This window comes from Massilia niabensis (assembly GCF_042655085.1).
Lineage (GTDB): Bacteria > Pseudomonadota > Gammaproteobacteria > Burkholderiales > Burkholderiaceae_D > Telluria > Telluria niabensis.
The window spans coordinates 386,611-407,786 of the sequence record NZ_JBHSMU010000004.1 but is presented as its reverse complement, the minus strand read 5'-3'; the positions used below and the strand labels follow the sequence as shown (position 1 = coordinate 407,786).

The 21,176-nt window shown below is 67.1% G+C and carries 25 protein-coding genes; 11 read left to right on the top strand and 14 right to left on the bottom strand.

Features of this window, described 5'->3' with window-relative positions; all coding sequences use genetic code 11:
* Positions 1–14: 14 nt before the first annotated feature.
* A complete protein-coding gene (locus ACFPN5_RS04510; protein WP_379780534.1) occupies positions 15–1,019 on the bottom strand; it encodes a L,D-transpeptidase family protein in 1,005 nt (334 codons plus the stop codon).
* 112 nt (positions 1,020–1,131) lie between these two features.
* Between ACFPN5_RS04510 and ACFPN5_RS04505 the strand changes: the two genes are divergently transcribed.
* Positions 1,132–1,440, top strand: coding sequence for a 2Fe-2S iron-sulfur cluster-binding protein (locus tag ACFPN5_RS04505; RefSeq protein ID WP_379780532.1), 309 nt, complete (start codon positions 1,132–1,134; stop codon positions 1,438–1,440).
* Here ACFPN5_RS04505 and ACFPN5_RS04500 read toward each other — a convergent pair.
* The gene (locus tag ACFPN5_RS04500; protein ID WP_379780530.1) at positions 1,412–2,380 is read right to left on the bottom strand and encodes an alpha/beta hydrolase family protein; all 969 of its coding nucleotides are present in this window, start codon (positions 2,378–2,380) and stop codon (positions 1,412–1,414) included. The two genes, ACFPN5_RS04505 and ACFPN5_RS04500, sit on opposite strands and share 29 nt — an antisense overlap.
* A 131-nt stretch (positions 2,381–2,511) precedes the next feature.
* Between ACFPN5_RS04500 and ACFPN5_RS04495 the strand changes: the two genes are divergently transcribed.
* On the top strand, positions 2,512–2,691 hold the full coding sequence (locus ACFPN5_RS04495) for a hypothetical protein (protein ID WP_379780528.1): 180 nt from the start codon (positions 2,512–2,514) through the stop codon (positions 2,689–2,691).
* 370 nt (positions 2,692–3,061) lie between these two features.
* Here ACFPN5_RS04495 and ACFPN5_RS04490 read toward each other — a convergent pair whose 3' ends face one another.
* Complete coding sequence (locus tag ACFPN5_RS04490; protein ID WP_379780527.1) at positions 3,062–3,256, bottom strand: hypothetical protein; 195 nt, start codon at positions 3,254–3,256, stop codon at positions 3,062–3,064.
* 196 nt (positions 3,257–3,452) lie between these two features.
* Here ACFPN5_RS04490 and ACFPN5_RS04485 point away from each other — a divergent pair, with 196 nt between their 5' ends.
* Both ACFPN5_RS04485 and ACFPN5_RS04480 read left to right on the top strand, forming a co-directional pair.
* The gene (locus tag ACFPN5_RS04485; protein ID WP_379780525.1) at positions 3,453–3,590 is read left to right on the top strand and encodes a hypothetical protein; all 138 of its coding nucleotides are present in this window, start codon (positions 3,453–3,455) and stop codon (positions 3,588–3,590) included.
* Positions 3,591–3,674: 84 nt separating this feature from the next.
* Complete coding sequence (locus ACFPN5_RS04480; RefSeq protein WP_379780523.1) at positions 3,675–4,043, top strand: hypothetical protein; 369 nt, start codon at positions 3,675–3,677, stop codon at positions 4,041–4,043.
* A 131-nt stretch (positions 4,044–4,174) separates the two neighbouring features.
* Here ACFPN5_RS04480 and ACFPN5_RS04475 read toward each other — a convergent pair whose 3' ends face one another.
* The 3 genes from ACFPN5_RS04475 to ACFPN5_RS04465 form a co-directional block, all read right to left on the bottom strand.
* Entirely contained in the window at positions 4,175–4,387 is a 213-nt protein-coding gene (locus ACFPN5_RS04475; RefSeq protein ID WP_379780521.1) for a hypothetical protein, read from the bottom strand.
* A gap of 90 nt (positions 4,388–4,477) precedes the next feature.
* On the bottom strand, positions 4,478–7,345 hold the full coding sequence (locus tag ACFPN5_RS04470) for a bifunctional diguanylate cyclase/phosphodiesterase (protein ID WP_379780519.1): 2,868 nt from the start codon (positions 7,343–7,345) through the stop codon (positions 4,478–4,480).
* A gap of 131 nt (positions 7,346–7,476) precedes the next feature.
* The gene (locus ACFPN5_RS04465) at positions 7,477–8,265 is read right to left on the bottom strand and encodes a fused MFS/spermidine synthase (protein ID WP_379780517.1); all 789 of its coding nucleotides are present in this window, start codon (positions 8,263–8,265) and stop codon (positions 7,477–7,479) included.
* A gap of 262 nt (positions 8,266–8,527) precedes the next feature.
* Between ACFPN5_RS04465 and ACFPN5_RS04460 the strand changes: the two genes are divergently transcribed.
* Both ACFPN5_RS04460 and ACFPN5_RS04455 read left to right on the top strand, forming a co-directional pair.
* Positions 8,528–9,718 (top strand): GGDEF domain-containing protein, encoded by a 1,191-nt coding sequence (locus tag ACFPN5_RS04460; protein ID WP_379780514.1) that lies wholly within the window; start codon positions 8,528–8,530, stop codon positions 9,716–9,718.
* Positions 9,719–9,818: 100 nt separating this feature from the next.
* Complete coding sequence (locus tag ACFPN5_RS04455; RefSeq protein WP_379780512.1) at positions 9,819–10,847, top strand: Ppx/GppA phosphatase family protein; 1,029 nt, start codon at positions 9,819–9,821, stop codon at positions 10,845–10,847.
* Positions 10,848–10,868: 21 nt separating this feature from the next.
* Here ACFPN5_RS04455 and ACFPN5_RS04450 read toward each other — a convergent pair whose 3' ends face one another.
* On the bottom strand, positions 10,869–11,333 hold the full coding sequence (locus ACFPN5_RS04450; protein WP_379780510.1) for a hypothetical protein: 465 nt from the start codon (positions 11,331–11,333) through the stop codon (positions 10,869–10,871).
* Here ACFPN5_RS04450 and ACFPN5_RS04445 point away from each other — a divergent pair.
* Complete coding sequence (locus tag ACFPN5_RS04445) at positions 11,320–11,622, top strand: hypothetical protein (protein WP_379780508.1); 303 nt, start codon at positions 11,320–11,322, stop codon at positions 11,620–11,622. The genes ACFPN5_RS04450 and ACFPN5_RS04445 overlap by 14 nt on opposite strands.
* 57 nt (positions 11,623–11,679) lie before the next feature.
* Here the strand turns inward: ACFPN5_RS04445 and ACFPN5_RS04440 are convergent, their stop codons facing one another.
* The 6 genes from ACFPN5_RS04440 to ACFPN5_RS04415 form a co-directional block, all read right to left on the bottom strand.
* A complete protein-coding gene (locus tag ACFPN5_RS04440) occupies positions 11,680–11,967 on the bottom strand; it encodes a hypothetical protein (RefSeq protein ID WP_379744482.1) in 288 nt (95 codons plus the stop codon).
* A gap of 202 nt (positions 11,968–12,169) precedes the next feature.
* Positions 12,170–12,814 carry an ABC transporter ATP-binding protein gene (locus ACFPN5_RS04435; protein WP_379780506.1) on the bottom strand — a complete coding sequence of 215 codons (645 nt, stop codon included), beginning with the start codon at positions 12,812–12,814 and terminating at the stop codon, positions 12,170–12,172.
* Between the two features lie 58 nt (positions 12,815–12,872).
* Positions 12,873–13,673, bottom strand: a complete 801-nt coding sequence (gene phnE / locus ACFPN5_RS04430; RefSeq protein WP_379780504.1) for a phosphonate ABC transporter, permease protein PhnE — start codon at positions 13,671–13,673, stop codon at positions 12,873–12,875.
* The gene (locus ACFPN5_RS04425) at positions 13,670–14,497 is read right to left on the bottom strand and encodes a PhnE/PtxC family ABC transporter permease (protein WP_379780502.1); all 828 of its coding nucleotides are present in this window, start codon (positions 14,495–14,497) and stop codon (positions 13,670–13,672) included. Before ACFPN5_RS04425 ends, phnE begins: the two co-directional genes overlap by 4 nt.
* A gap of 37 nt (positions 14,498–14,534) precedes the next feature.
* Positions 14,535–15,347, bottom strand: coding sequence for a phosphonate ABC transporter ATP-binding protein (locus ACFPN5_RS04420; protein WP_379780500.1), 813 nt, complete (start codon positions 15,345–15,347; stop codon positions 14,535–14,537).
* Between the two features lie 27 nt (positions 15,348–15,374).
* Complete coding sequence (locus tag ACFPN5_RS04415) at positions 15,375–16,253, bottom strand: putative selenate ABC transporter substrate-binding protein (RefSeq protein ID WP_379780498.1); 879 nt, start codon at positions 16,251–16,253, stop codon at positions 15,375–15,377.
* 154 nt (positions 16,254–16,407) lie between these two features.
* Between ACFPN5_RS04415 and egtD the strand changes: the two genes are divergently transcribed.
* The 4 genes from egtD to ACFPN5_RS04395 all read left to right on the top strand — a co-directional run bounded on the left by egtD (position 16,408) and on the right by ACFPN5_RS04395 (position 19,923).
* A complete protein-coding gene (gene egtD, locus ACFPN5_RS04410) occupies positions 16,408–17,397 on the top strand; it encodes an L-histidine N(alpha)-methyltransferase (protein WP_379780496.1) in 990 nt (329 codons plus the stop codon).
* A gap of 53 nt (positions 17,398–17,450) precedes the next feature.
* Positions 17,451–18,683 carry an ergothioneine biosynthesis protein EgtB gene (gene egtB, locus ACFPN5_RS04405; RefSeq protein WP_379780494.1) on the top strand — a complete coding sequence of 411 codons (1,233 nt, stop codon included), beginning with the start codon at positions 17,451–17,453 and terminating at the stop codon, positions 18,681–18,683.
* A gap of 53 nt (positions 18,684–18,736) precedes the next feature.
* Positions 18,737–19,648 carry a YihY/virulence factor BrkB family protein gene (locus tag ACFPN5_RS04400; RefSeq protein ID WP_379780927.1) on the top strand — a complete coding sequence of 304 codons (912 nt, stop codon included), beginning with the start codon at positions 18,737–18,739 and terminating at the stop codon, positions 19,646–19,648.
* Between the two features lie 107 nt (positions 19,649–19,755).
* Entirely contained in the window at positions 19,756–19,923 is a 168-nt protein-coding gene (locus tag ACFPN5_RS04395; RefSeq protein WP_379780492.1) for a hypothetical protein, read from the top strand.
* A gap of 19 nt (positions 19,924–19,942) precedes the next feature.
* Here the strand turns inward: ACFPN5_RS04395 and ACFPN5_RS04390 are convergent, their stop codons facing one another.
* Positions 19,943–21,094 (bottom strand): GGDEF domain-containing protein, encoded by a 1,152-nt coding sequence (locus ACFPN5_RS04390; protein WP_379780490.1) that lies wholly within the window; start codon positions 21,092–21,094, stop codon positions 19,943–19,945.
* Positions 21,095–21,176: the final 82 nt, after the last annotated feature.

Here is a 21,176-nt window from a genome sequence, read left to right as displayed (position 1 = left end):
TTGAACAATCGAAATTACTGCTGCAGCACGACCTGGGTGCCCGCTTTCACGACGCCGCCCACTTCAGCGGCGCTCCAGTTGGTGAGGCGGATGCAGCCGTGCGATTCGGTCTTGCCGATCATCTTCGGCACCGGGGTGCCATGGATGCCGTAGTGCGGCTTGGACAAGTCGATCCAGGCCACGCCGACCGGATTGTTCGGACCGGGGGCGATCTTCGCTTTCTTGTCGCCCGGTTCGGCATCCCAGAACAGCTTCGGGTTGTAATGGTAGGTCGGGTTCGCGTGCACACCATTGATCTTCCACGTGCCGATCGGGAGCGGATCGTTCGAGCTGCCGGTGGAAGCAGGGTATTGGGCGATCAGGCGGTCGTTCGCATCGAACAGCATCAGCACTTTGCGGCTGTCGCTGACGACGACCTTGGCTGCGGGCGGCAGCGGCGCGGCGCCGTGCACGCTCGGCACGACGATCTGCTCGCCAGCCTTGGAAAAATCCTTGCCCGGGTTCAGGCGCTGCAGCAGGGTAGGGCTGGCGTGGAATTTCTCGCCGAGGCCTTCGAGCGGGTTGGCGTAGCCGAGTTTCTCCAGCTTGGCCTTGTCCATCATGTCTTCGGGAACCTCGTGGAAGGGGCCGGCGACGTCTTCATCGGCGAGCACGTACTGGACCAGGGTCGCAGTCGTGTCCTGGTTCAGGGCATTCCAGGTAGCCTCGTCGAGCTTGCCGGTGGCTTCGAGGTTGCGCGACTTCTGGAAGCCGGCCAGGGCCTGGCGCATGTTGGAGCCGTAGGCGCCGTCAATTTCACCGGGCGAAAAATGCAGGCGGTCGAGCAGGACCTGGGCGCGCAAGTTGCGCTCGAACTCGACGGCCGCAGGATCAGCTGCAACCTGGCCGGGCTGTCCGGGCATGCCCTGCGGCGCGGCCTGCGCGGGCGCCTGTACCGGGCGCTGCTGGGCGCCGGCCGGGGCAATGGACATGGCGCCTGCGAGGGCGGCGAGGAGTACGGGGGCGATCACTTTTTTCATTTGGCACCTGCAATACTTACTAAGGGAAACTCCAGCGTAGGCGCGCCGACCTCATCGGTCTGTGCGCAAACGAACCCAGGCCTCGGCGGTCACAGAGCGTTACAATTGTTGCATGTCTAACCTCACGACGACTCCTGTGGAGGCCCTCACCATCACCCTGCTGCCCCTGGGCTGCAGCGTCCCGGCTGGCGGCGCGACGGTGCTGGCGGCCATCGAGGCCGCCGGCTTCACGCTGCCGAACTCCTGCCGTAACGGCACCTGCCGCACCTGCCTGTGCCGCCTGGAAAGCGGCAGCGTGCGCTATCTCGTCGAATGGCCCGGCCTGTCGATCGAGGAAAAGCGCGAACACTACCTCCTGCCCTGTGTCGCCGTGCCAATGAGCGATGTAGTGCTCAGGGCGCCGCTGGTGCGGCGCGCCTGACCGCCTTCGCTTTCGCCTTCGGCTGCGCTGTCGTCGTCGCCAGCGCGCGTTCGATCGCGGCCAGCACCAGTGGCCAGGATGCCGAACTGGCCGCCACCTCGTCGTAGTGGCTCGCGCCCGGCAGGATGACCACCTCCGCGCTGTCGCCGGCGGCAAGCGCGCGCGCCGCGTAGTCGTGCGCCACGCGCGGCGGCGAAATCGTGTCGAGCTCCCCCGTCACGAGAATCGTGTGGCTGCCGTTGGGCATCAGCTCGGCCGCGTTCGTGTCGGCGTAGACGTCCGGCCGCGCCGCGCTCGGCTGCCCGGCCAGCTCCGGCGTGTCGCGCCCGCAGCTCGACTTGATGAGTTCCCGTTCGCGGCGCAGGTCGGCCAGCCCGCCGAGGCTGACCACCGCCCGTACCGGCAGCATGCCGCTGCCGGCGCGGTAGAGGGGGCTGGCGGCGGGAATGCGGCTGCGGCCCGCGATCCATTGCACCAGCTGGCCGCCGGCCGAGTGCCCGACCGCCACCACGCGGCGCAAGTCGAGCCGGCTGGCGCTCGCCTGGGCCGACAAGGCATCGACTGCCGCATGCATGTCCTGGTACATACCCGGATAACCGCCGCCGGCTTCGTCCACGCGCCGGTACTCGACGTTCCAGACGGCGATGCCGCGCTCGCGCAGCGCGCCGGCCATGTTGCGCAGCTGGGTGATGCCGCCGAACTTCGCCGTCCAGCAGCCGCCGTGCACCAGGACCGCGACCGGGAACGGGCCGGCGCCCTCGGGCAGGAACAGCTCGGCGTATTGCGAGGGGGCAGGGCCGTAAGTGATTCGGGCGGCAGGGGCGGGGCCGCTCAGGGCCATGTAGTCGGCAAGTTTCATGGGTGCGCAGGAGGCGAGGACGGGAAGGGTGGACAGCAGGGCGGACAACAGGACAGACGAGAGAAACGAACGGGTTTTCATGGGATACCAGGTTGCCGAAAGCTTGAACTATACGCAAGTTTACCCGATGCGCACGATTGAAAACCTTTCCGGTTCTTCCATGCTAGGCTGCGCAAAACGTCAATATTTTTACAACCACGGGAGGAATCATCATGACCGAAAAGAAAACCAACGACGCCGACGGCAAGCAGACCGGCAACCTGTCGGAAGAGGAACTGGCAAAGCAACGCGCCGGTGCCGAACACAAGAGCAGCCACGACCACATGTCGCGTGAGCGCGCCAGCGACAACGAGGGCGCAGGTGGCGGCGCCAAGCAGAAGCAGAACCACTAACCTTGGTCCACATGCGCGTCGGACTGGCGGCCTCCCGGCCGCCGGTGCGGGGCGTTCCTGAGCTGCGCGGTGCAGTCCTCCCGGCTGTGCCGCCTTGCCGTCTTACACTTTGGAGAACGATAGATGATGGATACGATCGATCCGCATGAAAGCGAACGCGCAAGCGCGCTGCATGCCCACTCGACACCGGAGCCGGAACCTTCTCCCACTCCGCCCACTGTTCCGGTGCCAGACGATGTGCCCGACCCGGCGCACGCGCCCGTCGAAGAACCAACGCTCCCCGTGCCGCCTATTCGGGCGAACTGAGCAGAGGCAGGGCCTGCCCTCACTCCGGCATGAAGCTGCCGCATCGGGCGACAGCTTCATACGCTTACTGTTTTGGCTGCCCCTCGTCGTTCCGCTTGCTGTTGTCGCGCTCGCTGCCTGGCTGGAGCGGCGGAATCTCCTTGATCATCTCGTCGGTTTCCTGCTGGCCGGGCGTTTTTTCGCCGCTGCCGATATCGCCCTCATCCATGTAGGCGCGGCCGGATGCGGCGGGGTCGGTCGGGTGTTTCGGTTGCGTCATGGTGCACTCCAGGGCTGGTCAATGTTGGGACAATCCTAACAGTCGACACGGCGCACCGGCGCGCAGTACGCAGGTGTTGTATCGTTGCCTGATTACACACAAAGTTACAATAATGTTCGGTGCCGAACACTCCCATTTTGTGATTTTTTTTATAATATCTGTCAGTGGTCTTATCGAAACGATGACGGAGAAACAGATGGGCAATTCGCTGCACAACAAAATCTACCTGGGCCGGAGCACCGGCTTTGCTTCGCGCCGCTTCCAGGGCGTGCTGGCCATCAGCGGCATCGTCGCCGCCGGCCTGGTCTGGATCGCCCTGCGCGCATTACGTTAGGTTCGTCCGGCCGTATCAAGCATTGGTTGCCGCCAGGCCTTGTGGCGGTTACCATGACGGCCGCAAACGAACCAGAAAGCGGTAATGAAGAACGAAAAACTGACGACAGACGAATACAACGCGCTCGAGTTCATCCGGCGCGGCGCGCGCACCGACCGGGTCAATGCCTGTGTCGGGCGCAACGCCAAGCGCCTGTCGGGCCTGAAGATGATTTCCTACGGCCGTGATGGCCGGGTCGACCTGACGGAAAAAGGCCAGCAGGTCCTGTTCCTGCGTGCCTGCATCGAGGCGCTTACGGCACTCGAGGCAGACCCGGCGGCAAGCGTGCCGGGCGACGTTGCCCAGTTCCTGATTCGCAAGTCGCACATTGCGCAGCGCGAGGATGGCAGCTTCGAGGTGACGGCGCGGGGCCTGGAGTCGCTGGCCGACATCCGGGCCCAGGAAGACCGGTAGGGTGGGCGCCTTGTCATTCAGGCCCCCGGCATGAATGACTTCATGCCACCGGCATGAATGACCTCACGCGTTCAACCGGCTCATGCCGGTCGCGCAGATTTTCAAGCCGGGGTAGGCTTTGTCGCGTCGGCTTAATACCGCCGGCGGCGTTGAGGATAGACGAGGGTGCGCACGGCGATCTCCGCCGGCACGTTCATTGCCGCCAGAAATTCCGCTGCGCGCTGCAGGCCCAGGGTCGGCACCGAGGCCACCGCCTGGTTCACCAGGTCGCGGGTGCGCAGGTCAGTCCTGACCACGCGTGCCTGGGCCGCTTGCGCCGGGCGTGCTTGTACTTCTTCCATCATTGATTCCTGAAATTGCAATAGCGACACGACTATTGTAGAGCAACGATGTGAAAATTGCTATAAGCCAATGAGGCCAATGACGGACCCGCTTCAGGCGTCCGCCACCTCTGCTTGCGCCTGCGCTTCCACCACCTGCTCGGGAATCGCTTCGACCGTCAATCCCCGGCCCTCGCGCAGCAATTGTTCGAACTGGGCGTTCGCCAACGGCCGGCTGAAGTAATAGCCCTGCATCTCGTCGCAGCCATGGCGGCGCAGGTAGTCGAGCTGTTCCGCCGTCTCCACGCCTTCGGCGATCACCGCCAGCTTCAGGTTGTGCGCCAGCGCGATGATCGAGGTGACGATGGCTTCGTCGTTGGCGTCGCGCGTGATGTCGGCGACAAACGAGCGGTCGATCTTCAGCACGTCGATCGGGAAGCGCGACAGGTAGGACAGGCTCGAGTACCCGGTGCCGAAATCGTCGATCGACAGGCTCACCCCCAGGGCCTTCATGCGGTGCAGCAGGTCGACGGCCGGCGTGATGTCGCTCATGAACAGGCTCTCGGTGAGCTCGATCTCGAGGTATTTCGGCTCCATCCCGGTGTCTTTCAGCACCGCTTCCAGGCCTTCGATCAGGTCCGGGGCGCCAAACTGGCGGGCCGACAGGTTGACCGCCACGCGCAGCTTGTCGAAACCGGCGTCCTGCCAGGCCTTGTTCTGGGCGCAGGCGGTGCGCATGACCCAGGCGCCGATCGGCACGATCAGGCCGGTCTCCTCGGCAATGCTGATGAAGCGGCCCGGGGGCACCATGCCCAGTTCCGGATGCTGCCAGCGCAGCAGCGCTTCCATGCCGACCACCTTGCCGGTCTTGATGTCGAGCTGCGGCTGGTAATACAGCACGAATTCGTCGCGCTCGAGGGCATTGCGCAGGGCCCCTTCGATGCGCACCCGCTCGAGCGATTCCTCGTTCATCGCGGGCGTATAGAACTGGAAGTTGTTGCGCCCCAGTTTTTTGGCGCGGTACATGGCGATGTCGGCGTGCTCGATCAGCACATCGGCCTCGGTCGCTTCGCTCGGATAGACGGCCACGCCAATGCTGCAGGTGACGAAAAATTCCTTGGTGCCGAGCATGACCGGTTGGGCGACGGCGGCCATGACGCGCTCGACGATCTCCGGCGTAAGCTTCTGCTCGCCGTGTTCAGACACGATCACGACGAATTCGTCGCCCGACAGGCGCGCTACCGTGTCGAGGTCGCGCAGGGCCGAGCGCAGGCGCGCCGCCACCGTCATCAGGAGCACGTCGCCGGCCTTGTGGCCCATGCTGTCGTTGACGAACTTGAAGCGGTCGAGGTCGATCAGCATCACCCACACCGGATTGCCGCTGCGGTTGGCGTAGGCCACCGCCTGGCCGAGGCGGTCCTGCAGCAACGAGCGGTTCGGCAGGCCGGTCAGCACGTCGTGCTGGGCTACGTGGTGCACACGCTGCTCGGTGAGCTTGCGTTCGGTGATGTCGCGTCCGGTGCCTCGGTAGCCGGTGAAGGCCCCGTTCCGGTCGAACACGGGCTGGCCGTTGACGCAGAACCAGCGGGTCTGGCCCTGGTCGTCGAGCACCTGGTATTCGAATTCGTTGAAGGGAAGGTAGCCGGTGACGCGGGCGATGTGTTCGCGCCCGGCCTCGCTGGCGGCGAGCGCGGGGACATATTCCCAGCGCGTCTTGCCGAGCAGGTGCTCGACCAGCACGCCGGCCTTTTCCGAAAAGCCGCCGGTGACCATCGTGAAGCGCAGCTGCGCGTCCTGTTCCCAGTACCAGTCGGAGGACATCGACACCAGCTGGCGGAAGCGCTGTTCGCTTTGCTGCAAGGCTTTTTCGGTGCGTTCGCGTGCGACCATGTCGTCGACCAGGCGCCGGTTGGTGCGCTTCAGGTCGGCGGTGCGGGTGCGCACCAGCTGCTGCACGCGGCGGGTGCGTTCGCCCGAGGTCTGGACCCAGGCCGCCGTCAGCAGGCTGACCAGGATGCCGCCAGCGAGGATCGCCAGCGAAGCCAGGTGGTCGGCCGCGAACGGACGCGGGGTAGCGGCAACTTCGACCAGCCACGGGCGGCCGGCCACGTCCAGGGTGCGGATCGCGCGGTTGGCGTGCTCGGGGGCGATCCAGCTCGCGATCGGGTCGAGTGGGGGCAGGGCGCCGCCCTCGCCGGTCGTGAAGACCAGGTCGGCGGGGAGGGCGCGTGCACCGGCGTACACCGACATCATGACCCGCTCGTCGCCGAGCAGGCCGGCGCCGGCCAGCGCCTTCTGCACCAGTTCGCGTGCGCGCACGACCACCGCGGTGTCGCCGACCAGGCGGCCGTCGCGGTCATGCACCGGCAGCAGGATCTGGAAACTCGGCTGGGGATGGGCGTCCTGCACCAGCGGGAACAGCGGGGTGGCCGCGGCGCGGTCTTCCGCCTGCGCCTGCGCCAGCGCGGCGTTGATCGGCACGCGCGTAGCGGAATCGAAGCCGAAGGCCGCCTCGTTGCCGGCCATCGGCTCCAGGTAATGCACGACGTTGTAAGTCGGGCGGCGCTCCGCCGGTACCTGGACGCCGTCGCGCTGCTCGTGGATCACGGTGCCGGGAACCACGGCCGCCAGTTCGGCTTCGAATGCCGCACGATCGCTGTCGGCGACCAGCCGGTGGACATTGAAGGCCTTGATGAACGGATGGCGCTGCATGAGCGGCGCAGTGAAGTCGTGGAACTGGGCGCGTGTGACCGGTGTGCCCAGGGCGAACAAACGGTTGGTCACCGTGATCACCTCGACCGCGTCGTGCAGGCCCTGGCGCACCGAGGCCACGCGCTGGTCGGCGCGCTGGGCGAACGACAGGGCGAGGTTGTCGTATTCGAGGTGGCTCACCCCCAGGAACAAGGCGACGGATGCGCCCAGGCCAGCCCCGAAAGTGAGGACTGCCGCGCGGGTGGGGGAAAACGGGAGGTGACGCAACATGGACCGTTCCTGAATGATTGCCCTGTAGATTTGCCCACAGGCACTAAACGACCAAGTTTGTCACATCTTTGATTGTTTTCGCAAACTATTGTCGTGCCGCCGCGCCCGTATGGACCGGTCTGTCGCCGCGATCAGACAGGGCGCCATGCCAGCCAGGCCACCAGGGCCCGCGCCAGCAGCCGGTTCAGGAGGGGAAAGTGCAGGCCGCGGTGGCGGATGAAGTACTCGCACAGGCGCGCGGCACCGCCAGCAGGGGATTGCGCAGGCCGCCCCTCCTTGATGGCAAACAGCAGGTGGTTGTTACCCGCGACCCCGTGCAGATCGCAGACGCGGCCGCCGAAAGTCTCGTGCACGCGCGTCACCAGGGCGTCATGCAGCGGATCGTAGGCCAGGATGTTCGCCACCAGCACGCCCCCGGTGCGCAGCGCGCGGCGGCAGTCGGCGTAAAACTGCGCGCTGCCGAGTGCCTCGGGCATGCCGGCTGCGTCGAAACCGTCGACCAGGAGCACGTCGAAGCCGGCGCTCGCCGCTCGAACGTAGTCGGCGGCGTCGGTGTGCAGGATGCGCAGGCGCGCGTCGTCGACTGGCACGCAGAACTGGTCGCGCAGGGCGATCACCTCGGCGCTGATTTCCAGCACCGTGATGCGCGTGGCGGGGAAGTGGCGGTAGCAGAACTTGGCCAGCGAGCCGCCGCCCAGGCCGACCATCAGGATGTGGCGCGGGCACGGCGCGAACAGGGCAAAGCACATCATCGCGCGCGCGTAGTCGAGCACGAGCACGTCGGGGTCCGAGAGCAGCATTTCGCTCTGGATGTCCCCGTCCTGGAATTCGAGCGTGCGCCGGTTGCCACGCGTGCGTACCAGCAGCGTAGAGGAGGGGGCTTCCGGGGAGGCTTCCGGCGGCTCGGATCGGGGTGGCATGACGCCAGTATAACGATGAGTGAACGAAAGAAGAGGAGACATTGTCCTGGCGCGCTGTGTCGGGTGCCGATGCGGCGGCCGACTCCTGGCCGCAGCCTTGTTCACAGGCATTAAATTCTGCTAAGCTGCCCATTGCCGCCACACGGAGTTCGCCATGCCCCTCGCTCACCCATCGATCACCGCCACCAGCAGCCAGGGCGCGCGCCATCGCGCCGGCCTTGCCGGCAACCCCCGCAACGCCGGCTACGAGGGCTGAGCCGCCATGATGACGATGGATCCGACGACGATGGTGCTGGTGCTCGCCCTGGGCAACCTGGTCCTGTGCAGCACGCTGTTCTTTTCCGACGCTTCCGCCGATGCCGCCAGCAACCGCGGCCCGGCGGCCGCCACCTGGGGCCTGTCGAAGCAGGTGCAGGCCGCGGCCTGGATCCTGCTGTGCCTGGGCGGCGCGCGCGTGGTGCCCGAGCCGCTGGCGATCCCGGGCGGCTGGGCGCTCCTGATCGGCGGCGTGGCGCTGGAAGCCGGGGCGCTGTGGGAAGCCGCCGGGTGCCTGCGCTGGCGCCGCGCCCTGGTGCCCCTGGCCATCGCTGCCGTGTTCGCCTTCCTGGTGTCGTACTGGATCGACGAGGAAGGCCTGCGCACGCTGGCCGCCGCCTTGCTGCTCGGCGCCTTCTACCTGCTGGCGGCGGTGGCCTTGGCGCGCGGCTGGCGCGAGACGAGCATGCTGCAGCGTGCCCTGGCCATTGCGATTGCCCTGCTGGCGCTGGTGGTGGCCGCGCGCGGCATCCTGGTGCTGGTGATGCCGGGCGGCTGGCGCTGGCTTTCGCACGACCTGCTGCGCCAGTTCTCGACCGCCGCCTTCTACCTCCTGATGCTGGTGACCGGTTTCGGCTGGCTGCTGCTGGCGCGCGAACGCCTGCAGCGCGACATGGCGCGCCTGGAAGTCATCGACCTGGTGACCGAGACCGCGAACCGGCGCGGCTTCTTCAGCGCCCTGGCGCCGTGGATGGCGCTGGCGCGGCGCCCGGGTTCGCCAACCTCGCTCGTCGTGCTCGACCTGGACAGCTTCACGCGCGTGAACGACGGTTACGGCCACCCCGTGGGCGACGTCGTGCTGCGCCATGTAGCCGACCTGTGCCGCCGCCAGCTGCGCGACAGCGACCTGCTGGGGCGCCTGGTCGGCGGCGAGTTCGCGCTGCTGCTGCCGCGTACCGGCAGCGAGGAAGCGATGCTGGTGGCCGAGCGCATGCGTGCGGCAATCGAAGGTACGCCGGTCAAGACCGAGCGCGCGCTGATCTCGATGACGGCCAGCTTCGGCGTGACGACGATCCGCCCCGACGACAGCAACGTCACGCTGTTCCAGCGCGCCGGCGCCGCCCTGCGCGCAGCCAAGGAGGGCGGGCGCAACGTGGTGCGGATGGCGCCGCGCCCGGTCGCGCCGGAGATGGAATAGCGAAGCCAGGCGATCCGGGGAAGCCTCCGGTCGCCGTCGCGTCATCCGGGCGTCACAAAGCCCGGCCATACTCGGGGTTCCTCCACGCGCAGGATGAACCATGGCCCTTTCCACGCACCTACATCCCGACGTACCCCCGCACGCGCCCATTTATGCCGCCGTCGAACTCGGGTCCGACAGCTTTCGCCTGATCGTGGCCAGCGTGGAGCACGACGCCGTGCACATCCTGGCCACCCTGAACGAGCCGATCCGTCTGGGCGCCGCGATCGGCGCCAACGGCTGCCTGGGACCGGAATCGAGGCGGCGCGCACTGGCCTGCTTGCGCGACTTCAGGACCAGCCTGGCGCCGTGGGAGCCGCGCGCGGTGCGCGTGGTCGCCACCGCCGCGCTGCGGGTGGCCTGCGATACGCCCGCGTTCCTGCCGGCCGCGGTTGCCGCGCTCGGCCATCCGATCGAAGTCATCAGCGGCGAGGAGGAGGGGCGCCTGGTCTACCTGGGCGTGGCCGGTGCCCTCGGCACTCCCGCTCCCATTCCCGCTCCCGGCGCGCCCGGCGAACGCCGCCTGGTGCTCGACGTCGGCAGCGGCTCGACCGAAGTGGCGGTCGGCTGCGGCATGCATGTCGAGCTGGTGCAGTCGTTCGGCGTCGGGGCGCTGCGCCAGGGGCTGGCCTTCTTTGGCGACGGCATCTCGCCCGGCGCCTTCGAGGCGGCGCTGGCGTCCTCGCGCAGCCGGGTGGCCGATGCCGGCGCGCTGGCCGGCCGCCACGGCTGGGCGCGCGCCTATGGCGCCTCGGGCACGCTGCGCGCGCTGGCCGAGCTTGCCGGTCAATCAGTGCTGAGCGTCGATGCGCTGCAGGCGCTGCGCCGCGCCCTGGTCGACGACGGGGAACTGGCCCGCGCCGCGCAGGCCTGGACGCAGCCGGGGCGCGCCGTGCAGCTGGCCGGCGGGCTGGCGCTGCTGCTGGCCCTGGTGGAAGAACTCGGCGTGCGGGAACTGGTGCCGGTCCAGGCGGGCCTGCGCGCTGGCGTGATCCGGGACCTGCACCGCCGCGCGCTGGAGGAACTGGGGAAGAAAGCAGGGGCGAAAATGGTACCGCAAGCGTGCGCGCCCTATCGGGAATGCGTGTGATCGACTATATTGTTTATCTTGTTAAGCAGTGGAATACTCAATGACCAGAAAATCGGTTCTCGTGGCGGACCGGGGCGCAGCCCCGTCGGCGCGGGTAAAAGCAGGGGCGCAGGCAAAGGCCGCGCCAAAAACAGCATCGTCCCCGGCCGTCGCACCAGCCCCGTCACCGCGCGCGCGCCGTGCGGCGGCGCTGAAAGCCGCGGCGCCAGCCGCGCCCAAGGCCGCGGCGAAGTCCGCGCTGAAGGCGACTGCAAAGGCAGCCGGAAAGCCGGTTGCCAAAGCCGTCGCCAGGCCGATCGCCGTGCCGGCAACATCGCCGAAGAAGCCGGCAGCCGGAGCGGCTGCAAAACCGGCTGCAAAAACAACTGAAAAGCGCGCCGCAAAGGTGGAGAAGGCTGCGTCGAAGACCCCTGTCAAGGCTGCATCTCGCAGCAGCGCCGCAAAGCCTGCCGCCGCCGTGAAAAACGCCGCCATGGCCATCGTCAAGGCCGCCAGGGGCGGCGCCGCCGGCCGGGCGCGCGCCCCTGAAGCCGCGCCGGCAGGCGCCGACGCGGCGCGTCCTGCATTGGTGCGCGACAGCTTCACCATGCCCGAAGGGGAATACGCGGTCCTGGCGGCGGTGAAGCAGGCCTGCCTGAAGGCCGGCGTCGAGGTCAAGAAAAGCGAGTTGCTGCGCATTGGCGTCGCACTCGTCGGGCGCCTCGACATGGCCACCCTGCGCCAGGTGCTCGACAGCCTGCCCCAGCTGAAGACGGGCCGCCCGCCGGCCAGTTAAGACGACAAAGGACGCTGCCCGCCCTGGCGCAGCGTCCTTGTAGTTTTTCCATGCGGCCTAGTGCAGCGACGCCGTCGTCAGCTCCTTCAGTTCGCGGATCGGGATGTTCGATTTCTCGTGCATGCGCAAGAGGATCGTTGCGCCGACGTTGAGCTTGCGGTGGCGGATCTTGCTGATGATCGGCGGCTGCACCTCGAGCACCCGGCACAGCTCGGCGTCATTCTTGAGGTGCAGTTTTTCGATCAGCGTGTCGAGCAGCTTGTTGGGCACGAAACTCGACGGCTCAAGGGCACGCGCACGGTGCATCGCGGCCAGCATTTCCTGTTTTTTTTGGCGTACGTTCATGTACTCCTCCAAAATTGCGTACTTTGGTTGAGGGAGCAGGACCGTTCTGGATACGCCCGGAATTTTGAGTGCTTATGGGTGCGGGTCGTTGTGATATTACTACGACTCTGTTGCGCACGACGCACTGTTCACTGTAACTGAACGTAACATGCGCCTAACATACACGTTTCCTCACGGAATTTACGCTAATTGTCGGGCTCGCTTAAGCTTGTTGCAGCCCGTCACGTGTCAGGAGCAGGATCTCATCGGCCATGTCGGCCGCCGCATGCGAGTGGGTGACCATGATGGCGCCGGCGCCGGTGGCGCGGATTTCGGCCCGCAGCAGGCGCAGGATGCCGCCCGCCGTTTCCGGATCGAGGTTCCCGGTCGGCTCGTCGGCCAGCAGCAGCGCCGGCTGGTGCACCAGGGCGCGCGCGATGGCGACGCGCTGCAGTTCGCCGCCCGAGAGCTGGCGCGGAAAGTCGGCGCCGCGTCCTCCTAGTCCCACCGCCGCCAGCATGGCCTCGGCCCGTTCCGTGCCCGAGCGGTTCAGTAGCAGCGGCAGCGCCACGTTCTGGTGCAGCGTCAGGTGCGGCAGCACGTGGAAAGCCTGGAAGATGAAACCCATGCGCGTGCGCCGCAGGCCGGTGGCGGCGTCGTCGTCGAGCGCCGACATCGGCCTGCCGTCGACGATCACCTCGCCGCTGTCGGGGGCATCGAGTCCGGCGATCAGGTTCAGCAGCGTCGACTTGCCGACGCCCGATTCCCCCATGATGGCGACGAAACGCCCGGGAGCGAAACGGTGCGACAGGTTCGACAGCACGGCGCGTCCGCCATAGGTCTTGGTCAGGCCGGAGAGTTCGAGCATGGGTAAGTGGATGATCCGAGGATTATCGTAAGGGTTAGCGGAAGGGTTAGCGGAAGGGTTAGCGGGTAAGGGCGCGCCGCAGCGCGAAACTGGCCGCATCGACCAGGGCCACCAGCAGCAGCATCGCCAGCACGACGGTGGCGGCGCTTTGCATCTGGAATAGCGACAAATGGTATTTCAGCATCTGGCCGAGTCCGCCCGCGCCGACCACACCCAGCACGGCGGCGGCGCGGATGTTGTTCTCCCAGCGGTACAGGGTGTAGGACAGCATCTGCGGCAGGGTCTGGGGCAGGGTGGCATAGAAAAACGCGGCGAGCGCCGGCGCGCCGTTGTTGCGCAGCGCCGCCTCGGGCAGCGGCTCGGCGTTTTCCAGGGCGTCGGCGAACAGCCGGCCCAGCACGCCGGCCGTGTGCGCGCCCAGCGCCAGCGTGCCGGCGAACGGTCCCAGGCCCGCGGCCACCAGCAGCAGCGCGGCCCACACTAGTTCGGGAATAGAGCGCAGCACGTTGAGCAGCAGGCGCACCGCCGCGCGCGGGGGCGCGCCCCAGCGCCCGGATGCCGGCAGCGCCAGCAACAGGCCGGCAACGACGGCCAGCAAGGTACCCAGCGCCGACATCGACAGCGTTTCCAGTGCGGCTCCCAGCGTTTTGCGCAGAAAAGCCGGAGCCAGGTCGGGCGGGGCGAAGCCGGACAGGAATTCCAGTGTCGTGCCGAGCGACTCGGGCGCAAGGAAGGCTGCAAGCTCCAGTTGCAGGGTTGCGAAGCTGGCGACGACCAGCGCCAGCAGCCCGACGAGGAGCAGCGGCGTGCTCCAGCTGCGCGGAGGAGCGGGGGGAGGAGATGCCGGACGCGTCGTCATCCGAGCCGCCGGCGCAGAAGTTTGGAGACCAGGTCGGCGCAGGCGACCAGCAGCACGAACATGATCAGCATGGTGGCCACTTCGCCGCCGGCCATCATGCGGGTCGATTCGTCCATCCGCTGGCCAAGGCCGCCGGCGCCGACGAAACCCATCACCGCCGAGCCGCGGATCGCGCACTCCCAGCGGTAGACCGTGTACGACACCAGTTCGGCGGCAGCGTCGGGCAGCGCGCCGTACAGCAGGGCGGACAGGCGCGGGCTGCCGGCCGCCAGCAGGGCATCGGTGGCGTGGGCGTCGCCCGACTCCAGGATCTCGGCATAGACCTTCGCCAGCATGCCTGAATAGGTAAGGGCGATGGCCAGTACCCCGGCCGTCGGCCCGAGCCCGACAACGCGCACGAACAGCAGCGCCCACACCAGTTCCGGCACGCTGCGCAGCAGCACCAGCACCCAGCGCACCACCTGGCGCAGGAGCGCCGCGGGAGCGCGCATGCGGCCGGTGCCGAGGCGCGAGATCGACAGGCGTTCGCTGACCAGGAGCGTGGCGGGAATCGCGCCCAGCAAGGCGAGCGCCAGGCCGGCGGTCGCGATCGCCACCGTGACCCAGGTGTCGCGCAAGACCATCAGCAGGAATTCGGACGTGTGTGCCGGGCGGAGGAAGTCCGACAGGAAGCCGCCGGCCGCGCCCAGGCTTTGCCGGTCGAACAGCAACCAGGGCTTGAACTCGCTGAAGACGAGCATCGGCCAGAGCAAGGCGACACAGGCCGCGCAGGCCAGCAGGCGTCCGCGCCACGCGGGGTCCGGATGCAGGAATTGCCGGGACATCGTCATAGGCAGGCTACCGTCAATAGCGGAACGGTCATCAGAAGCAGGCGCCGACGGCGATGCGCTCGGGCGGCTCATGCGGCGGGTGGACGTGCGGCAGTACTGTCTCGTTCTCGTACAGGGCCGCGATCATGGCATCGGTGACGCGGGCACGCGGCAGGTCGAACACGATGCGCCCGTCGCGCAGGCCCACCAGGCGGTCGAAGTGGGCGCGCGCCATCTCGACCTGGTGCAGGCTGCAGACGAGCGTGGCATTGCGCGCGGCCGCTTCCGCCTGCAGGGTGGCCAGGGTCAGGCGCGCCAGCGCCGGGTCGAGCGCGGAAATCGGCTCGTCCACCAGGAAGGCATCGGCAGTGGACAATAACAGGCGCGCCAGGGAGCAGCGCTGGCGCTCGCCGCCCGAGAGCCGGTCGACCCGCGCATACAGCTTGTCGCCCAGGCCGAAGCGCACCAGTGCGTCGTGGGCGGCGTCCGGGTCCGCCGGGCGGAACAGCGAAGCGAGCGCCTTCCACACGCTCCAGTGCGGCAGGCGCGCGGCCAGCACGGCGGTGACCACGCGCTGGCGCGGCGGCAGCGGCGGCGTCTGCGGGGCGAGGAACAGGCGCGCGCGCAAGGCATGGCGCGCCGCGTGCGACAGCGCCCACGGGTCCTCGCCGAAGACGGTAAAACTGCCCGCGGCAGGGCGGTGCGCGCAGGCGAGGGTGGAGAGCAGCGTGGTCTTGCCGGCCCCGGACGGGCCGATCAGGGCAAGCTGCTCCCCTTGCTCGACGTTCAAGTCGAGCCCGTGCAGCACGGGCGCCGTGCCGCCAGCCAGGTGGCGCACGGTCAAGTTGTCGAGCTTAAAGCTCATAATAACTTCGTCATATCACCTGCAACCTTACTTCAGCAAACCCGCACTGCGCGCGGCCGCTTCGATCTGCTTGTAGTTGGCCGGATTCGTCGGCACGAACTTCGTGGCGCGCTGCAGGTCGAGGATTTCCTTGCCCTGCGGGGTCGATGCGTCCAGCGCCAGGAAGGCGTCGCGGATCTTCTTCTGGAGCGCCGGGCTCATCTTGCTGTGCACCGACCAGTTGTAGTCGTGGTAGCCCGGCGTGGTGTAGAACACGCGCGTGACTTTCGGATCGGCCTTGCCGGCTTCGACCAGCTTTTCCCAGACCGAGATGTTCAGTGCGCCGGCATCGACCTTGCCGCCGGCCACAGCCGCCACGGTCGCATCATGCGCACCCGAGAAGGCGATGCGCTTGAGGTCGGTGTCCGGGTTGATGTTTGCGCCCAGCAGGAAGGAGCGCGGCATCAGGTGGCCCGAGGTCGAGGATTCCGAACCAAAGGAGAGCGTCTTGCCGCGCAGGTCCGCCAGGCTGTTGATGGCTGGCGAGGTGGTGATGAACACCGAGCGGAATTTTTCGTCTTCCACGCGCTGCACCAGTGGAATGACCTGGCCCTTGCTGCGCACGTTGGCCTGCACGAAAGTAAAGCCGCCGAACCACACCATGTCGAGCTTGTGGTTGACGAGTCCCTCGACCGAGGCCGCGTAATCGGTCACCGGCGTGAATTCGACCTTCAGTCCCGTGGCCTTGGCCAGGTAGTCGCCCAGCGGCTTGAACTTGCGCTGCAGTTCGGTCGGCGCTTCGTCCGGAATGGCGGACACGCGCAGCACGCCGGGCGTGTTCTGGGCGGCGGCGTTGAATGCGGTCGTCGACAGTACCAGGGCGGCGGATGCGCCAAGCAGCAATTTTCTACGGGACAGTGGGAGCATGTTGGCGTTCTTCTTCATGACAAGGGAAAGGGCGGCCAGCACGGTTCGGTAACTGGCTGGCGCGGGGAAATCGGGTATTCCGCTATGATAGCAAAAACGGCAACTCCCCAGTCCTGGGCGCACCCGCGCTTCGGCGGCACGAATGATAAACCTTATGCTGACGTCATGCACAATCGAAAAGCGGGCTGCGGCACCGTGCCCTCCAGCCCACGCCGACCACCCCCAGGTCCAGGTCGCGGCCGAACTGGCTGACGGCCTCTGCGCGCACCAGGCCGGCATCTCGCCGAAATTCCTCTACGACTCGCTCGGATCGACCCTGTTCGAGGCGATCTGCGCGCTGCCGGAATACTATCCGACGCGCACCGAAGCAGGGCTGTTCGAGCGCTTCGGGAAGGAGATTGCGCGCGCTTGCGGTGTCGGCACGACCCTGATCGACCTCGGCGCCGGCAATTGCGCGAAGGCGGCCTCGCTGTTTCCACGGCTGTGCCCGGCCAGGTATGTCGCCGTCGACATCTCGGCCGACTTCGTGACCGACGCCCTGGCGCGGCTGCGCGCGCGCTTTCCGCACATCGCCATGGAAGCGCTCGGGCTCGATTTCTCGAACAGCCTGGCGCTGCCCGACAGCATCCCGCTCGAGCGCCGCCTGTTCTTCTATCCGGGTTCGTCGCTCGGCAACTTCACGCCGCCGGAAGCGCGCGCCTTCCTGCGGCGCCTGCGCAAGGCCTGCGGTCCCGACGGCGCCTTGCTCATCGGTATGGACCTGGTCAAGGACAAGGCTGTGATCGACGCCGCCTACGACGACGCGCTCGGCGTGACGGCCGCCTTCAACCTGAACATCCTGCGCCACGTGAACCGCCTGCTCGGCGCCGACTTCGACGTGCGCGGCTGGCGCCATGTCGCCTTCTATAACGAAGCCCTTGGCCGGGTCGAGATGCACCTGGAAGCGCGCAGCGCGCAGCGCGTGCGCTGGCCGGGCGGCGGGCGCGATTTCGCCGAGGGCGAACGCATCCAGACCGAAAACAGCTATAAATACCGCCAGGCCGACGCCATCGCCCTGCTCGAGCAATCGGGCTTCGAGGCGACCCGCGTCTGGCTCGATGCACGCTGCCCGTTCGCAGTCATCCACGCGCAGGCCATCAGCTGACAGGGCGCACCATGGGGGCACGGGCTCAGTCACAACCTCACGCACCTGCTGAGATGCAAACTCAGGTACAGCGGTTTTCCCTGGTGCGCGACCGCTCGGTGCAGCTGGCCGCGCCGCTGTCGCCGGAAGACTGCTGCGCCCAGTCGATGCCGGACGCGAGTCCGGTCAAGTGGCACCTGGCGCACACGACCTGGTTCTTCGAAACCTTTGTCCTGGAGCCGCGCGAGGCGGGTTTCGCGCCGTTTCATCCTGCCTTCCGGGTGCTGTTCAATTCCTACTACAACGGCGTCGGGGCGAAACACCCGCGCGCCCAGCGCGGGCTGCTGACCCGTCCTTCGCTGGAAGAAGTGCGGGCCTACCGGTTTGACGTCGACGCGCGCATGGTGCGCCTGCTGGCCAATCATCCGGGCGACGCCGCCCTGGCCAGCCTGGTGGAACTGGGCCTGCAGCACGAGCAGCAGCACCAGGAATTGATGCTCACCGACCTCAAGCACCTGCTGGCGTGCAATCCCCTGGCGCCCGCCTACGCGAACGATCCGCTCCAGGAGGCGGCGCCACCGCCTGCGCTCGTCTTCCTGCCCTTCGATGGCGGCCTGGCCGAGATCGGTCATGACGGCCACGGCTTTTGCTTCGACAACGAGTTGCCGCGCCACCGTACCTATGTCGCGCCATTTTCCCTCGCCTCGCGCCTGGTGACGAATGGCGAATACCGCGCGTTCATCGAGGCCGGCGGCTACCGGGATCCGGCGCTCTGGCTGGCCGAGGGCTGGGACCGGGTGGCGTCCGGCGAACTGGCCGCGCCCCTGTATTGGCGCCGCCCGGGTGACGACAGCGCGGATGGCGAGTGGACTGAATTCACGCTGCACGGCTTGAGTCCGCTCGATGCGAACCGCCCGGTCACCCACGTCTCGCTGTACGAGGCCGACGCCTATGCGCGCTGGCGCGGCGCGCGCCTGCCGACGGAGGCGGAGTGGGAATTTGCCGCTCGCCACGCCAGCATCGAGGCCGGCCACCTGCATCCTGCCGCTGCCGATGCGGCGGGTGAGGGGTTGGCGCAAACCTTCGGCGCCTGCTGGCAATGGACGAGCAGCAGCTACGCGCCTTATCCCGGCTATGCCCCGGCGCCGGGTGCGATCGGCGAATACAACGGCAAGTTCATGGTCAACCAATATGTGCTGCGCGGGGCGTCCTGCGCGACGCCGGCAGGCCATGCACGCGCCAGCTACCGCAACTTTTTCCCGGCCGGCGCACGCTGGCAGTTTGCTGGAATCAGGCTGGCGCAATGATGGGCATGGCTCGGCTATCTCGCTTGCGCCTGCGGCGCCTGCATAAGCGCAGCATGCGCGTGCGGATCCTGAACCGGCGCGCCAACGCCTATATCCTGAAGCATCCGCTCGCCTTCACGCTCAGCGTGCTCAAAGGTTTCCGGGCGAACCAGGGCCTGCTGCTGGCCGGGGCCGTCGCCTACTACGCGCTGCTGTCGATCGTGCCCTTCCTGATGCTGGTGGTGGTGGCGCTGTCGCATTTCATCGACCCGGCCGAGTTGCTCGTCACGCTGCGCCGCTACCTGGAATTGCTGATGCCGGGCCAGTCGGCTTCGATAACGGCCGAGGTCGCCAACTTCCTCGACAACCGCGAGCTCATTACCTGGGTGCTGGGCGGGACCATGCTGTTTTTCAGCTCGTTCGCGTTTACCGTGCTGGAAAATGCAATGAGCGTCATCTTTGTGCACCGGGTCGCGATCCGGCGCCGCCATTTCCTGGTCTCGGCCCTGCTGCCGTATTGCTACATGCTGGCGCTCGGGATCGGCGTGATGCTGGTGACGGTCGTGGCTGGCACCTTGCAGGTGATGGGGAAGGAGAGCGTGATATTGCTCGGTACCACCTGGTCGCTCGGCGGGGTGTCGGGCGCCTTGCTTTACCTGCTGGGCCTGGCCGGCGAAATCCTGGTGCTGACCTCGATCTACCTGGTAATGCCGGTCGGGCGCCTGTCGACTTCGCACGCGCTGGTCGGCGGCGTCACGGCGGCGCTGCTGTGGGAAGCCGCGCGCCACGTGCTGGTCTGGTATTTCTCGACCCTGTCGCAGGTGAACGTGGTGTACGGCTCGATGACGACCGCGATCGTGGTCATGTTCAGCCTCGAGATCGGCGCCACGCTGCTGCTGTTCGGCGCCCAGGTCATCGCCGAGTACGAGCGCGTCGGCCGCGGCAAGCCGGAGCGCCATCCGCCGATGACGACCGCCCCGGCATGATACCGTGCAACTTTTGCGCTAGCGCAATTCTTCGTCGAAGCCAGATGGCACAGTAGGTTCTTGCGCCGGCACAACGCTGGGCAGTTAACGTGAGAACGGGAGGTGTCATGGGAGGCGTATTCCTGGGGTTGCCGCTGCCGGTCATGGTGGCGTTTATCGTACTGCTGCTCGGGCTGGCGCTGCTGGCACGCCAGCTGCATCACCTCTACAAGCCTGCCGTCGTGCGCCGCGGTCCCGGCGACGCGGGCCGGGCTTACCAGGCCAGGCGCGACTGAGCGCGACCCACGCGCCCGGTCAGAGCACGATGCTGCAGTTGCGTCCCGCCGACTTCGCCGCGTACAGCGCGCGGTCGGCGCGTTCGATGGCCTGGTCGATCGGCTCGTTTTCCTCATACCTCGCAAAACCCGCGGAAAAACGCACGCGCACATCCGGCAGCCCCGGGCTGGCGGGGGTGACGCTTAACGACTCGCGCAGGCGCGCCACGCCGAGCATCGGCTCGCCCGGCGGTGTTTCCTGCAGCAGCACCAGGAATTCCTCGCCGCCCCAGCGGCCGATGATGTCGGTGGTGCGCAAGACCACCTGGGCCTGGGCCGCGAACGAGCGCAGCACGGCGTCGCCGGCGGCGTGGCCGTAGGTGTCGTTGATGTGCTTGAAGTGGTCGAGGTCGATGATGCACACAAAGAAGCGCGGCCCGCCGCGCGCGTGGCGCGTCGCGTGTTCCTGCAGCAGCGTCATCATGCGGCGCCGGTTCGGCAGACCCGTCAGCTCGTCGCGCGCCGCCATTTCCTTGATGTGCGCCAGCGCCCCCTCGAGCGCGATCTTCTGCGTCTTGAGGCGAGTGCGCATGTCCATCAGCTGGCCCGAAAGCTGGGAAATGGCCAGCATCACGATCGCCGTCAGGCCAAAATTGAACAGTTCGCGCTGCGGCTGGTAATGGAGGGGCTGGTGCTGCGTGCTCCAGTAGATCACGGCGCCCATGACCACTACCGTGTACACGCTGACGATGCGCACGGCCGCCGGGCGCAGGCTGAACATCCCGAACACCATCACCAGCGCCAGCATGATGACGGTTGCGCCATGCAAGGGACCGGTCAGCGCATAGGCGCAGGCAATCAGCGTCTGCGCCATGATGGCTTGTGGCATGGCCAGGGTCGGGTCGGAAAAACGCCGGTTGCAGCCGCTGCGGATCATTGCGTAGAAGCCGATGATGGAGGCAAAGACGCAAGCCGAGAGCAGGGCAACCTGGCGCAGGTCGGCCATGCCGATGGCAACCGCATAGGTCAGCAGCATCACGACGGTGGCGCTCACCAGCGCGACCAGCCCCAGCAGCGTCAGGGTAAGGCGCTGCCGGCTGTCGGTGCCTAGGAGGAGGTTGCCGAGCCGGGCCGGCAGGTCGGCTGCTGGGCCAGGATCGGTGCTTACTTGTGCAGCCTGTTGCGTGCGCATTGTCTCAGGATTGTTTTGTTGGGATATCAAGGCCGGTCTGCGCCGGCAGCCCGCCATTATACGACCGACAAGTTTCAAAAAG